This is a genomic window from Devosia sp. (genome assembly GCF_028290435.1).
In the GTDB taxonomy this organism is placed as follows: Bacteria; Pseudomonadota; Alphaproteobacteria; order Rhizobiales; family Devosiaceae; genus Devosia.
Genome location: NZ_JAQGJV010000022.1, coordinates 1 through 13,499 on the forward strand (window position 1 = coordinate 1; position 13,499 = coordinate 13,499).

At 63.5% G+C, this 13,499-nt stretch carries 12 protein-coding genes and 1 pseudogene; 8 read left to right on the forward strand and 5 right to left on the reverse strand.

Annotation, left to right across the window (positions count from 1 at the left end; genetic code table 11):
* A pseudogene (locus JWP26_RS06305) lies at positions 1-361 on the reverse strand (deoxyribose-phosphate aldolase); the annotation flags it as partial.
* A gap of 289 nt (positions 362-650) precedes the next feature.
* Between JWP26_RS06305 and JWP26_RS06310 the strand changes: the two are divergent.
* The 8 genes from JWP26_RS06310 (at position 651) to JWP26_RS06345 (ending at position 9,164) form a co-directional block, all read left to right on the forward strand.
* On the forward strand, positions 651-1,436 hold the full coding sequence (locus JWP26_RS06310; RefSeq protein WP_299724823.1) for a GntR family transcriptional regulator: 786 nt from the start codon (positions 651-653) through the stop codon (positions 1,434-1,436).
* On the forward strand, positions 1,436-2,347 hold the full coding sequence (locus JWP26_RS06315) for a carbohydrate kinase family protein (RefSeq protein ID WP_299724825.1): 912 nt from the start codon (positions 1,436-1,438) through the stop codon (positions 2,345-2,347). The genes JWP26_RS06310 and JWP26_RS06315 overlap by 1 nt, the downstream gene beginning before the upstream one ends.
* A gap of 38 nt (positions 2,348-2,385) precedes the next feature.
* Entirely contained in the window at positions 2,386-3,549 is a 1,164-nt protein-coding gene (locus JWP26_RS06320; RefSeq protein WP_299724827.1) for an SIS domain-containing protein, read from the forward strand.
* Positions 3,549-4,367 (forward strand): BtpA/SgcQ family protein, encoded by an 819-nt coding sequence (locus tag JWP26_RS06325; RefSeq protein ID WP_299724829.1) that lies wholly within the window; start codon positions 3,549-3,551, stop codon positions 4,365-4,367. Before JWP26_RS06320 ends, JWP26_RS06325 begins: the two co-directional genes overlap by 1 nt.
* A 62-nt stretch (positions 4,368-4,429) precedes the next feature.
* Positions 4,430-5,494: a BMP family protein gene (locus JWP26_RS06330; protein ID WP_299724831.1), complete on the forward strand. Its 1,065-nt coding sequence runs from the start codon at positions 4,430-4,432 to the stop codon at positions 5,492-5,494.
* Positions 5,495-5,559: 65 nt separating this feature from the next.
* On the forward strand, positions 5,560-7,125 hold the full coding sequence (locus JWP26_RS06335) for an ABC transporter ATP-binding protein (protein ID WP_299724833.1): 1,566 nt from the start codon (positions 5,560-5,562) through the stop codon (positions 7,123-7,125).
* A complete protein-coding gene (locus JWP26_RS06340) occupies positions 7,115-8,242 on the forward strand; it encodes an ABC transporter permease (protein WP_299724835.1) in 1,128 nt (375 codons plus the stop codon). The genes JWP26_RS06335 and JWP26_RS06340 overlap by 11 nt, the downstream gene beginning before the upstream one ends.
* 1 nt (position 8,243) lies before the next feature.
* Positions 8,244-9,164, forward strand: coding sequence for an ABC transporter permease (locus JWP26_RS06345; protein ID WP_299724837.1), 921 nt, complete (start codon positions 8,244-8,246; stop codon positions 9,162-9,164).
* 74 nt (positions 9,165-9,238) lie between these two features.
* On the opposite strand, the gene JWP26_RS06350 is transcribed toward JWP26_RS06345, so the two are convergent.
* Genes JWP26_RS06350 through JWP26_RS06365 form a run of 4 tightly spaced genes read right to left on the reverse strand, consistent with a single transcriptional unit; the run spans position 9,239 to position 13,495 of the window.
* On the reverse strand, positions 9,239-10,144 hold the full coding sequence (locus JWP26_RS06350) for an NAD(P)-dependent oxidoreductase (RefSeq protein WP_299724839.1): 906 nt from the start codon (positions 10,142-10,144) through the stop codon (positions 9,239-9,241).
* Positions 10,141-10,884 carry an SDR family NAD(P)-dependent oxidoreductase gene (locus tag JWP26_RS06355; protein ID WP_299724841.1) on the reverse strand — a complete coding sequence of 248 codons (744 nt, stop codon included), beginning with the start codon at positions 10,882-10,884 and terminating at the stop codon, positions 10,141-10,143. Before JWP26_RS06355 ends, JWP26_RS06350 begins: the two co-directional genes overlap by 4 nt.
* Entirely contained in the window at positions 10,881-12,293 is a 1,413-nt protein-coding gene (locus tag JWP26_RS06360; RefSeq protein WP_299724843.1) for an amidase, read from the reverse strand. The genes JWP26_RS06355 and JWP26_RS06360 overlap by 4 nt, the downstream gene beginning before the upstream one ends.
* Positions 12,290-13,495: an NAD(P)/FAD-dependent oxidoreductase gene (locus JWP26_RS06365; protein WP_299724845.1), complete on the reverse strand. Its 1,206-nt coding sequence runs from the start codon at positions 13,493-13,495 to the stop codon at positions 12,290-12,292. The genes JWP26_RS06360 and JWP26_RS06365 overlap by 4 nt, the downstream gene beginning before the upstream one ends.
* Between the last annotated feature and the right edge of the window lie 4 nt (positions 13,496-13,499).

The window sequence follows — 13,499 nt, forward strand, 5'->3', positions numbered from 1 at the left end:
TCTTGACGAACGGATGATAGACACACACCGCGCCGGGCAAAATCCGCAAGCCGCCGATCCCCAAGCCCTCGACGATATCCCGCCGCAGCGGGTTGCGCGCCTTGGCGCAGAGGCGTTCCACCCGCCCGTCGGTATCGTCGGAATTGAGCGTGGTCAGGTCCATCAGCGTGATGGCCTTGAGCAACCAGGCCAACTGATAGTCCTTCTTGACCGTCCGCCGTGCACCGATGCTGCCGGCGCGGCGCTCCAGCGCCGAACGGTTCATCCGCACCCGGCCGACCCAATCGAGATCGAGCGGATAACCCGGATTGCGCTTATGGCCAATCACGTGCTGCGTGTTGTCGACGACCTTGAGGCTCATACCAAGTTTCCGATTTGAGAATCGAAGTGGGCAGGGGACGCACAGTGCCGTGCTTCGAGCGCCAGGAGAAAATCCCGGCCAACTAGGCCTTGCTTCATATTTTGCAAGCCTTCCGGTCGGCAGTGGACAGACATCTTATCTCCTAGCTCCTTACGCGCAAACCATGTCAAAATCGCTCCGCCACTGTGTCAACGCCATGACCAAGAAGCAAGAGGTCAGACTTTAGACGTCAGTCGTATTGACGATGTGAATTTATAATGCAAAATTCAACGAACCAGCGAGAACAATCGTGAACGAAACCGACTTCACCAATCTCAGCGAAAAAATTTGGGCTGCCAGCGGGCGGCGTGAGGACCTTGTGGCGCGTGTAGCAAATGCCCTTCGCGAGCAGATATTGTCCGGCCAACTGGTGCCGGGCGCCAAGCTTGTTCCTGAGGCGGAGCTGGCCAAGCATCTAGGCATCAGCCGGCCCAGCCTGCGCGAGGCGATCCGCATCCTGGCCCGCGAAGGCTTGATCCTGGTCAAACACGGCGTCGGCACCTTCGTCAGCAAAGACACTAAGCCGATGCTCGGCTCGCTCGAGTTGATGCGGTCGATGACAGACCTGATCCGCGCCGCAGGCGGCGAACCGTCCTATCGCGATCTGGTCATAACCCAGATCGAACCGTCCACTAGCACAGCAGGCGAACTCGAGATCGATGCAGACGCGCAAGTGGGGCTGATTTCGCGCGTTCGCCTGATCGACGACACGCCTTTCGTCGTCGCCAAGGAATATGTCGTGCTCGATGACTATCGCCGCAATTTCGAGGCGCTGTCAAAATTCGAGGGCGGCTCGCTCTATGCGTTCCTGCGGCAGGATTTCGGGGTCACGGTTTCGCACAGCAAGGCGCGGATTTCGGCCGTGGCGGCTGATGGGCACATGGCCCAGGTGCTCGGCCTGCGCAAAGGCGCGCCTCTGCTGCTGATGCACGAAATTCACTATGGCTTCGACGGCAAGCCCGTGCTGCTGGCCATCAACTACCACAACACCGAAGTGGTCGAGTTTACCTCGATGCGGTCTGGAGCACCTGTCTGATGCACGCAGACTTCGCCACGCTCGGCAATATCAGCATCGATGACCTCGTGTTCGTCGATGGCAGCACCAAGTGGTGCGTGCCGGGCGGCAACGCGGTCTATTCGGGGCTCGGCATGGCAGTCTGGGACGAGCGCCCGGCCATCATCGCCCCGATCGGGCCGGAATACCCGGTCGCGGACCTGGGCGGGCGGATCGATCTGTCCAATTGCCGGCAATTGCTGCGGAACCTGCGCAACTGGGGTCTCTATGAAGAAGACGGCTCGCGCCATTTCATCTTCCGCACTGCGACGGGCAACTGGCACGAATTTAGCCCAACGCTGAGCGATCTCGATGGGTTCACCTGTGGCAATGCGCTGCTGGCGCCGATGCCATGGACAGTGCAGATCGAACTGGCCGAACGGCTGCGCCATGATGGCACGACGCTGATCGGCGTCGATACGGACGATCGCCACCTGCGCGAGGTCGATCGCCCCACGCTCAAACGGCTGCTCGACCTGCTCGATCTGTTCCTGCCCAGCAAGCAGGATGCCGAGGCCATGGTGCCCGGCAAGTCGCCGCCCGATGCGCTGCGGGTCCTGCGCGAGATGGCGCCGGAATTGCCGGTCATCGCCATCAAATGTGGCGACAAGGGCGTGATCATGCATGCGGCCGGGCAGGCCGATTATCTCGAAATACCGACGGTGGCGAAGACGGTTGTCGATGCCACCGGCGCCGGAGACGCCTTTTCGGGCGGTACGCTGGTGGGCCTGGCCCGTACCGGCAAGCCGCTGGATGCGGTGCTCTGGGGATCGGTTTCGGCGTCGTTCGCCGTAGCTGGATTGGGACCGACGGCGCTGGTTGGCGCCACCAAGCACGAGGCGCAGTGCCGTCTCGATCATCTCAGGACACAGGTGGACGCTCATCGTCTGTGACGATCGCCCGCCATTATTTTTGCAAATAGGAGCCTTCAGTGGAAAACGAAAAGACCGTGATGCTGCGTGAAATCGGTATGCAGCCCGAATTTGTCGGCAGCAATATCGATCTGATGCTGGCCAATATGCGCCAGATCCTTGCCGACCGCGACCCCGGCACGCTCGAACATGGTTTCATGATCGGTTGCGGCGACAGCTATTGCGCCGCGCTCGCCGCCCGCCAGTTCATGATGAAGGCCACAGGCCGCTTCGTCGAACCTGTGGAAGCGCTGGAATTCTCGCGCTATCTCGTCGGCGACCTGCCGGCCAATTCCTTCGTCTTCGGCGTCTCCAATTCCGGCACCGTGTCGCGCACCATCGAAGGCGTCCGCCTCGCTCGTGACCGTGGCGCCTGGACCTTCGCCGTCACCGTCAGCGCCGACAACAAGCTGGCGCAGACGGCTGAGACGCTGATCAAGGTCAACGCCACCCCCAATATCAAGGAACTGCCGGACGGCAGCCGCGTCGTCACCCCCGGTTCCATCACCTATACCGCCAGCATGCTCGGCCTGTTCGTCGCCGCCATCGCCATCGGCGAACGCCTGGGCAATTTGAATGCCGCCCAGTCGGCCAAGCTGGTTGCCGAACTTCATGCCACCGCCAAGGCGATGGAAGCCTCCGATGCCGGCACGCTGGCTCTGGCCCGCAAGCTCGCGCCGACCTTCACGCCCGATCGCCAGACGGTGATCTTGGGCGGCGGCCCGAACTATTCGACCGCCTACTTCGCCATGGCCAAGTGGTTCGAAGGCCTGACCCGCCCGGCGCATCTGTCGCAACTCGAGGAATGGGCGCACGAGCACTATTTCATGACCGGCGAAAAGACCGACACCTTCATCATCCTGCCCCCCGGCGCCGGCTATGATCGTGGCCTCGAGCAGGCTCAGGCCGCCCGCGAAATGGGCTCGCGTATCATCATCGTCGGCGAAGAAGGCGACGCGGTCGCGCAGAAGGCATCCGACATCTATTTCCCGATGCCCAAGGGCATTCCCGAGACGCTGACGCCCTTCGTGTACAAGCTGCCGTTCGAATATCTGTCCTGCGAAATCTCGACCGTGCAGAACATCGCCTTCCTCGGCTTCGACAACAAGAAGCGCCAGGAAGTCAATTTCCGCCAGATCTTCAACTCGCAGGAAGCCAAGACCAGCCAGACGGAGAAGGTGTGATGAGCGAACTGCTCTCACTCGTTCGCGATGGCCGCAAGCCGGTCGTGGGCATGGTGCAACTGCCGGCTCTGGCCGGCGGCGCCAACTACCGGGGCGAAAGTTTCGCCTCGGTGCTGGAGGCGGGCCTCGAGGAGGCCGGCATCCTGGCCGAGAACGGCGTCGACGTGCTGATGGTGCAGAACCTCGGCGATATCCCGGTCGACATGACCGCGACTGCCGTGCAGGTGGCGTGGATGACGCGGGTCACCGCCGAAATCCGCAATAAATTCGGCAAGCCCACAGGCCTCAACCTGTTGGAAAACGACGCGGAGGCGATGTTCGCCATCGCGTCTGCCTCGGGCGCCGATTTCGTGCGCATCAAGATCTATGTCGGGGCGATGATGACGCCGTTCGGCATGGAAACCGCGCAGGCGCACAATGCCATCAAGGCACGGACGTCCTGGAATGCCGGCAAGGTCGCGATCTTTGCCGATGTGCATGATCGCACCGGCACGCCAATCGCCACCGGCGGCTTCGAGGAAGATGTCGAATTCGCGGTCCGCCTCGGCGGCGCGGATGGTCTGGTGCTGACCGGCAAATCCTATCCGCAGACCTTGGACATGGTGGCGCGGGCCCGCGCCAAATATGCGCAGATCCCGATCCTGGTCGGAGGCGGCGTGACTGCTGCCAATTTCGCCGAAGTGGCGAGCAAAGCCGACGGGGCCATGGTGTCCACGTCGATGAAAGACTCGGGGAGCGCCGTCGGCCGCTTCATTCCGAGCAAGGTCAAGGAATTCATGGCTATGGCGCGGACGGTGCAAGATCCCCCAAAAGCTTGAATAAGCAGGACAATCGCCGTCAGAGCGACGCCTGTCGGAATGGAACGCAACAGGAGAAAACGATGTCTGGAAATTTTCTGAAGACTGGCCTGGTCGTGCTTTCGCTTTTGACTACCGTGGTGGTTCCGGCCTTTGCCGGCCCCAAGGTCGCCATGATCACCTCTGAATCCGGCTTGGGCGACAAGTCGTTCAACGACATGATGGTAGAAGGCATGGAGCGCGCTAAAACCGAGCTCGGCGCCGACTACGTCGTTATCCAGCCGCGCGCAATTTCCGAATTCCAGTCCGCGCTGGCTCGCGCCGCCGGTCAGGGTTTCGACATCATCATCGGCTCTTCCTTCGATATGATCGAGCCGATGAAAACCGTGGCCGCCGCGTTCCCGGACCAGAAGTTCGGCCTCGTCGACGTCGGTCCCGAGCCGCTCGGCCCTAACGTCGTTTCCACGGTGACCAAGGACTGGGAAGGCTCGTTCCTGGTCGGCTACATTGCCGCCAAGACCACCAAGACCGGCACGATCGGCTTCGTCGGTGGCAAGGACATTCCGATCATCCACCGCTTCTTCATCGGCTATTACTACGGGGCGCAGATGGCCAATCCGGCCGTCAAGGTCATCGAGACCTATACCGGCTCGTTCACCGACCCGGCAGGCGGCAAGGAATTTACCCTGTCCAACATCAACCAGGGCGCCGACATCAACTTCGCCGTCGCCGGCCCGACCAGCGTCGGCGTCATCGAAGCGGCCAAGAGCACCGGCACCTTCGCCATCGGCGTTGACAGCAACCAGAACTACCTGGCGCCCGGTAGCGTTCTGACCTCGATGGTCAAGCGCGTCGACACCCAGGCCTTCGACATGATCAAGTCGGTCACTGACGGCACCTTCGCCGGCAACCAGGTCAAGATGTATGGCCTGGCCGAAGACGGCGTTTCCGCCGCCATGGACGACAACAACAAAGGCCTGATCTCCGACGCCGTCCTGGCCGAAGTCGATACCCTCAAGGCCAAGCTGCTGTCCGGCGAAATCGTCGTGCCGAACTACTTCGATCTCAAGGCTGGTCAGGCCGAGATGGGCACGCCCCCGATCGCGACCCCGCCATCGATCGCGACTGCCACGACACTGGCACAGTAAAGTCGACACATCGAAGCCGCGGCAAACGCGCCGCGGCTTCATTCGGCTAGGCAAAGGACAAGACTATGCCCGACGCTTCAGTGCCCGTCGTCAGCATGCGCAATATCGTCAAGCGCTTCGGCAATTTCACCGCCATCCATTCCGCCAGCATGGATATTCGCCGCGGCGAGATTCATGCCCTAGTCGGCGAGAATGGCGCGGGCAAGTCGACCCTGATGAACATTCTCTATGGCCTGCTCCCCCGCACCGATGGCGACATCGAGCTGCGCGGCGAGGCCATTCGTTTCGCCAATCCCAAGGAGGCCATCGCCCTTGGCATCGGCATGGTGCATCAGCATTTCAAGCTGGCGCCGTCCTTCACCGTGGCCGAAAACATCATTCTCGGTTCCGAGCCGCTCAAATCCTTCGGCCGACTCGATCGCATCCGCGCCGAGCGCGAAACCAAGGCAATCAGCGAACGCTTCGGGCTTAATCTCGATCCCAGGGCGATCATCGCCACGCTGCCGGTCGGCTTGCGCCAGCGCGTCGAAATCCTCAAGGCGCTCTACCGCGAGGCAGAGATCCTGATCCTCGACGAACCCACGGCAGTCCTGACGCCCCAGGAAACGCGCGAGCTGTTCGCCACCATGCGATCGCTGGCCGATAGCGGGCACTCGATCATTTTCATCACGCACAAGCTGCGCGAAGTGCTGGCCGTCTCCGACCGCATTTCGGTTATGCGTCAGGGTCGTATCGTATCGACGATCGACAACAAGAATGTGACTGCCCAGGAAATCGCCAGCCTGATGGTCGGCCGTTCGGTGCTGCTGCGTGTCGCCAAGAACGAGGCCAAGCCGACTGGCGAACTGCTGCTCGACGTCAAGGGCCTGACGGCCCTGGGCGAACGTGGCGAGACTGCGGTCGACAATCTGTCGTTGAGCGTCAGCGCTGGCGAAATCGTCGGGCTGGCCGGCGTGCAAGGCAATGGCCAGGACGAATTGGTCGAGTGTATTGCCGGCCTGCGCCGTCCCGTCAGTGGGCAAGTGCAGATCTGCGGCACGCCGCTGCGCCCCAATCCGCGCGGCAATCGCGACGCTGGCCTCGCCTATATTCCCGCCGACCGCGGCGATCTCGGCCTGTCGCTGGAAAGCTCGATCTGGGAAAACATGACGGTCGGCCATCTTGGCAAGTTCAAGACTGGTCCGTTCTTTGCCGCCACCCGCGCCAAGCAGCGCGCCGCCGAACTGATCGCCCGCTTCGATGTTCGTGGCGCCACGCCCGACAAAGCGGCCGGTTCGCTCTCCGGCGGCAATCAGCAAAAGGTGCAGATTGCCCGCGAACTCACCCGCGACGCCCGCCTGATCATTGCCGAACAGCCCTCCCAGGGTGTCGACATTGGCGCCATCGAGGCGATCCACCGTACATTGGTGGAAATGCGCGATGCGGGCAGGGCGGTGTTCGTCGTCTCGGCCGATCTCGATGAGGTGCTGTCGATTTCCGACCGCGTCCTGGTGATCTATCGCGGCCGCATCGTCGCCAATCTCAAGGCCGCCGATACCGATGCCGAGGAAGTAGGCCGCTATATGGGCGGCCTCGACGAAGAACCTGCCAGTGCCGACACACTCCCCAAGGAGACCCTGGATGTCGTCTGAAACCACAAGTTCGGGTCCGGGCATGGCCGTGCTCAACTTCTGCCGTCCCGCGCTTCAACCTATTGTCGCCGTGCTGATCGCCACCATCGTGGGCGGTCTTCTCGTGCTCGCTTTGGGTGAGAATCCGATCGAGGTCTATTGGCTGCTGATTTCAGGCAGCGTGATCGGCGTGCCCAATCTGCTGGTCACCCTGCAAATGATGACGCCGCTGATCTTCACTGGCCTTGCGGTCGCCATCTCCTTCCGCGCCGGATTGTGGAATATCGGCGCCGAGGGCCAGATGCTGGTCGGGGCGCTGTTCGCCGGCGTGGTCGGCTATGCCTTTCCCATGCCCTGGTTCCTGCATCTGCCGCTGGCCATCCTGGCGGGTTTTGTCGGCGGTGGACTGTGGTCCGCCATTCCGGCGCTGCTGCGGGTCTATCTCGGCGTCAACGAACTCGTCGTCTGCCTGATGCTCAACCCCATCGCGCTGCTGCTGACCGGGTTCTTCGCCACCCATGTGTTCAAGGCGCCCGGACCGACCAACAAGCTGCCCGATATCGCCCCAAGCGCAGCATTGCATACCTTTTCGGTCTATTCGCAGGTCAATGCTGGCATCTTCATCGCGCTGGCCTGCTGCATCATCTTCGCCATCATCAATGTGCGCACCGTGCGCGGCTTTGAGTGGAAGATCATGGGGCTCAGTCCGCGCTTCGCCTATTATGGCGGCATCAACGTGCCGCGCCGCGCCATCTGGGTGATGATCCTGAGCGGTGGCGTTGCCGGCCTTGCCGGCGCCGAGCAGGTGCTGGGCCAATATGGCGCCTTCTACGACAATTTCTCCCCCGGCTACGGCTTCGACGGCATCGCCGTCGCCATGCTGGCCAATTTCAACCCGATCGGCGTCATCGTCGCCGCCTTCCTGTTCGGCGCCCTCAATGGCGGCAGCGGCGTGCTGCAGATGATGACGGGGCTGAGCAAGTATCTGGTGCAGGTGCTGCAGTTCATCACCGTGCTGGTACTGGCGGCGCAGTTCTCCTGGGATTGGCTGATCCTGCGCCTGTTCCCCGAGCCGCCGCCGAAATCACCCACGCCCGACGCCGTCGAGCCCGTCAACGCTACCCCAACGGAGGCCTGAAATGGATCTGGAAATCCTCAATTCCGCCGTCCGCATTTCGACCCCTCTGGTGTTCGCGGCGATGGGGGGCCTGCTGACCTATCAGGCCGGCATGCTCAATATCGCGCTCGATGGCTTCATGATCGTGGCGGCATTTACCGCCGTCGCCACAGCCTATTTCACTGGGAGCCTGGAGCTCGCGCTGCTGGCGGCTATCCTCGCCTCGATGCTGCTGGCGGCGCTGATGGCGATGTTCAACATCAAGTTCCGCGCCCACATCTTCATCGCCGGCACAGCGGTGACCTTCCTCGCCTACGGCCTGACGGCTTTGCTGCTCAAGGGCGTGCTGGGGCAGGATGGGGTGTTCACGTCCGATCGCATCCCCACCTTCCCGGTCATCCACCTCCCGGGGATCGAGAATATCCCGGTGATCGGCGAGATATTCAGCGGCCATACCATCCTGGTCTATGTCGCCTATATCTTCGTGCCGATCGTCGCCTGGACGCTGTACCAGACCAAATGGGGCCTGCAACTGCGCGTGGTCGGCGAGGCGCCGGAGGCTGCGGCCGCCGCCGGCATCAATGTCGATTGGGTCAAGTTCCAGGCCATGCTGCTATCCGGCCTGTTCTGCGGCTTTGCCGGAGCTTACCTGTCGCTGGCCTATGTGTCGCTGTTCGCCAACAAGATGACCAATGAGCGCGGTCTGATCGCGCTCGCGGCCATCTTCTTCGCTCGCGGCAATCCATACCTGACGGCGCTAGTGGCAATCCTGTTCGGCACGGCGACAGCCCTATCCGTGCGCCTGCCGCAGGTCACGGGGCTTGCCCCGCAATTGCTGCAGCTCATTCCGTACGTGGTCACCGTGCTGGCCCTGGTGCTGGTCGGGTGGCGCACGACCCGCGCCCGCAGCCGCCACAGTGCCTGGCGCTTCGATATCGGCTAAGAGGTTTCAACTCCCCGACGAAAAGGCCGCGCTCCGATTATGGAGCGCGGCCTTTTTGCTTTGATGCGACGATGTCAGGCGGCGTTGCCGGAGCGGATCGCGTCGCGATAGGCGAGCAGGCCGGCAGAGAGATCGAGGCGGGGACGCCAGCCGAGTTCGCGGTCGATCTTGGTGCTGTCGAAGGCGCTCTGCACATCCGGCACATCGTCGGCGCCGGCCACGAGATTGACTTGGGCTCCCGCAATGGTCCGGCGCGCGATCTCGGCGATTTGCGGCATGGTCATTTCGACGTTGGCGACGTTGTAGGCGCGGGACGGCAGGCTCTTGGCTTCGAGCGCCGTCAGCAGGGCGTCGGCGACGTCATCGACGTGGATATAATGGTATTTGAAATCGTCCTCGCAGGGGATTTCGGTTGGCAGGCCTTTCTCGGTGTTCCGGATGATATCGCCGAGATAGCAATTGGCGCGGCGATATGGCCCATAAACCCGTGCAATGCGCAGGCTGAGCCCATCAAGGCCGTATTCAGTAGCAAAGCCATCGACCAGTGCCTCGCCCGCGACCTTGGAGGCGCCATAGACCGAGGTGGGATGCAGCGGGGTGGTCTCGGTGATGACGCCGGGACCGACATTGCCGTAGACCGACACCGACGAGCAGAACACGAAGCGCTTCATGCCATGCCGCCGCGCGATATCCAGCAGCCTTGCGGTGGCGGTGATATTGACATCGACCAGCAGCATCGGCTTGCCGGCGGCCAGCATCGGCCCGGAAATGCCGCCGCAATGGATGATCGCCTCGATGCCGTTCTGCGTCACAAGCGCATCGAGCGGGGCGGCATCGTCCAGCCCCATAATGGTGAGGCTGGCGTCGCTGCGGCCGAAATCGGTGACGTCGATGGCGGTGACCTGGTGACCGGCACGCTGCAGCGTCTGGCGCAGCGTCATGCCGACCAGGCCCGCGCCGCCGGTGACGAGTACCTTCACAGCGCCACCATGCCGCCATCGACGCTGAGATCGGCGCCGGTCATGAACGAGGAGCCTTCCCCACAGAGGAACACGATGGTGCGGGCGACTTCCTCGGACTGGGCGAACCGTCCGATCGGCGTCAGCGGCAGGAAGGCGGCGCGCTGCTCGTCGGTCACTTCCTTCTGGATGCCGGTCATCGTCGTGCCGGGCGAGACCGAATTGATCTGCACGTTTTGCGAGGCATATTGCACGCCGGCCTGCCGCGTCAGCGCCAGCACCGCGCCCTTGGAGGCGCAGTAGGCGGCGGCATTGCGCAATCCGATATGGGCGGCGGTCGAGGCCACGTTGCAGATCTTGCCTTCCTTCTTGGCCAGCATGATCGGCAGCACCGCGCGCATGCCGAGCCACACCCCTTTTGCATTGATGTCCATCACCCTGTCCCAGGACTCTTCGGTGACGTTGACGGCGGTATCGTCGGGCACGGCAATGCCAGCATTGTTGACCAGCGCATCCACGGTGCCGAACTGCGCTACAGTCTGGGTGACGAGGTCTTTCCATGCGGCGACGTCGCGCACGTCCATGGTAACGGCGATCGCCTTGCCGCCGGCCTCCGCCAGCTCATCGGCGGCCACTTCGGCGCCTTTGATATCGACGAGCACGACGTTGGCGCCGCCTGCCGCGAAGAGACGCGCCGTGGCGCGGCCGATGCCGTCGCCTGCGCCGGTTACGATGACTGTCTTGCCGCTAAATTCACTCATGAGGGCCGTCCTTGGATGGTCTGGCGCGGCGCCATTGCCGCGGCCGGAAGGGTTGCGAGAAAATCGAGAAGCGCGCGGTCGCGCCCTGGCGCCGCCACCAGCTGCATGCCGATGCCGCCGGCATCGGGCGTGGTGGCGACCGGGATGGACAGCGCGCAAAGCCCGGCGACATTCATCCAGGCTGTGAAGATGGCGTGCCCCCGCGGCCCAGCCGGGCGGCCATCGATCAAGGGCGGAAACGGCTCAGCGGCCGGCCAGGCAATCGCGGCCGTAGTGGGGCAGAGCAAGAGGTCGAAGTCGTCGAACAGGCGAGCGGCTTCGGCACGGATCGCCAGGCAGTCGCCCCAGGCGTTCAGGTAGTCGCTGGCGGAGATGGCGCGGCCACGTTCGGCAGTGGCACGCGCATTGTCCCCGATCAAGGCGCTGGCCTCGGGTTGGCTCGACAGATGCCAGGCCAAGCCGGCTGCTGCCACAGTGCCCCAGGCGGCATTGACGCGTTCGAGATCGAACGGGGCCGCAATGTTCTCGATGCGGCAACCGGCGGCGGCGAGCGCAGCAGCAAAATCGTTCGATGCGCGCGTGATGCGCGGATCGACCGGCGCTGCACCCAGCGTATTAAAATAGCCGATGCGCGGCGTCTGTGAGAACAGCACGTTGGCGGCGAGGGTGGCAAAGGAGCGCGCGTCGCGCTGGTCTAACCCTGCCAGCACATCGAACGCGGCGCGCAAATCGCCCGGCGTTCTGGCGATCGGGCCGATGACTTCGAAGTCAGCCAGGATCTGCGCGAACCCGCCGGCGCGCGCCACCTGTCCGATGGAGGGCTTGATGGCAAACAGCCCGCAATGTGCGGCCGGCCGACGCAGCGAGCCACCGCCATCAGTGCCAAGCGCAATCGGGCCGATACCCGCAGCGACCGCCGCCGCGCCGCCACCGCTGGAGCCGCCCGGCGTCATGCCCGGCGCCAATGGGTTTTGCGTGATGCCGAACAGCAGGTTGTCGGTATAGCCCTGCAGGGTGAATTCGGGGACATTGGTTTTGCCGATGAACACGGCGCCCGCCTTGCGCAATCGCTCGACCGGCGGCTCATCAGCCTCGGGGACGAAATCGCGATAGAGCCGGCTGCCCCAGGTGGCGGGCAGACCGGCCGCATGCAGATTGTCCTTGATGGTCAGGGGCACGCCGTCGAGCGCCGACAGCGGCGCGTGTTCAGCCCACCGCCCGGCCGATTGCTGCGCCGTCCGGAGCGCAGCGGCCCGGTCCTCCGCGATGATCGCATTGATGCCGGCATTGACCGTATCGATGCGCGCATGAACCGCGACCAATGCCTCCACCGGAGTGAAGGCGCCGCTGCCATAGCCGGCGAGCAGTTCGCCTGCGGTCAGGTCGGCCAGGTCACCCGGATTGCTCATGCCAGCGGCTCCGGCACGTCGCGATAAAGCCGTTCGAGCTGCCTGAGGAATGCCGGCTGCGTCTTCTTGAACGTGCCCGCTACAGGGTCGGCTCCCTCCAGCATCGTATCGGTCGCCGCGCGGGAAAGACTGACCACGAATTCCACCCGTTCGCGCCGCCGCGCCTCGACGCGGGCCGGCACTAGGTTGAGGGGCTCGCCGCTGTCGAGCGCGCGCCGCACCTCGTCAACCAGCACACAGGCGTCCTCGACCGATTGCGTGGCGCCTTGCCCAAGCGTGGGCACCATGGGGTGCGCGGCATCGCCAAGCAGCAGTACGCCCGGTGGTCCGGCGAATTGCACCGTGCCATCCTGCAGCCGCGCCCAGTGGATGTGATCGGCATAGGTTTCGACGGCGTCGACGAGGAACTTGGTCTGGGCAGTCAGAGAGCCATTTTGCGGGGTGTATAGGCCGCGCAGCGCCGGACCCTGCTTGGCGGTTTCGGGGATGGCGCTATCGGCGGGAATGGGGAACGAGCCGGCGATATAGACGAAATCGCCCGGCACGCGGAAGGCGAGCAGCCGGTTGGAGCCGTTGAACCACTGGCCGTAATCGTCGATCGGGCAACCGGCGCCGGCCGGCACCAAAAGGCGATAGAGGCAAACGCCGAGGAAGTTCGGCGGCTCCTGGCCCCACTGGGTCTGGCGCGCCACCGAATAGCGTCCGTCGGCGGCGATGATCAGGTCAATGCCGGAGATGCGCTCGCCTGCGACGCCGGACGCGTCCTGCACGTCGACGAATAGGCCCTCGTCACCGTGCCCGATGCTGGTGAGTTCGGTGCCGAAGCGGATGTGGCGGGCGATCGGCCGGCGCAGCAAAGCGTAGAGCTCGGCCCAGCGGATGCGAATGCCGGCATTGTCGGCGACGCTGGCGAGATCGAGATGCATCAGCGGAGTGCCATCGGTCAGTTCCACCGTCCACTGCTTCCAGGCCAGCGAATTGTCGATCAGCGTGCGCGCCCGTTCGGGCATGATCGCCACCAGCGCCTTAATGGCGTTGGGGCCGATATTGAGGCCGGTACCGGCATCGAGTTGGCCGCTTTCGGCGGCGCGCTCGAGGCAGATCAGCTCGATATCGTCTCGCTCGGCGAGGCCGGAGACGGCAAGGCTGCCGGCAATTCCAGCTCCCACCACAACAATTTTCGGCTTGGTTCCGGTGGTCATCTGC

Coding starts and splice junctions, on each gene's coding strand:
- JWP26_RS06325 (WP_299724829.1), top strand. CDS start 3,549: ATGAGCGAACTGCTCTCACTCGTTCGCGATGGCCGCAAGCCGGTCGTG.
- JWP26_RS06365 (WP_299724845.1), bottom strand. CDS start 13,495: ATGACCACCGGAACCAAGCCGAAAATTGTTGTGGTGGGAGCTGGAATT.
- JWP26_RS06345 (WP_299724837.1), top strand. CDS start 8,244: ATGGATCTGGAAATCCTCAATTCCGCCGTCCGCATTTCGACCCCTCTG.
- JWP26_RS06335 (WP_299724833.1), top strand. CDS start 5,560: ATGCCCGACGCTTCAGTGCCCGTCGTCAGCATGCGCAATATCGTCAAG.
- JWP26_RS06355 (WP_299724841.1), bottom strand. CDS start 10,884: ATGAGTGAATTTAGCGGCAAGACAGTCATCGTAACCGGCGCAGGCGAC.
- JWP26_RS06340 (WP_299724835.1), top strand. CDS start 7,115: ATGTCGTCTGAAACCACAAGTTCGGGTCCGGGCATGGCCGTGCTCAAC.
- JWP26_RS06360 (WP_299724843.1), bottom strand. CDS start 12,293: ATGAGCAATCCGGGTGACCTGGCCGACCTGACCGCAGGCGAACTGCTC.
- JWP26_RS06315 (WP_299724825.1), top strand. CDS start 1,436: ATGCACGCAGACTTCGCCACGCTCGGCAATATCAGCATCGATGACCTC.
- JWP26_RS06330 (WP_299724831.1), top strand. CDS start 4,430: ATGTCTGGAAATTTTCTGAAGACTGGCCTGGTCGTGCTTTCGCTTTTG.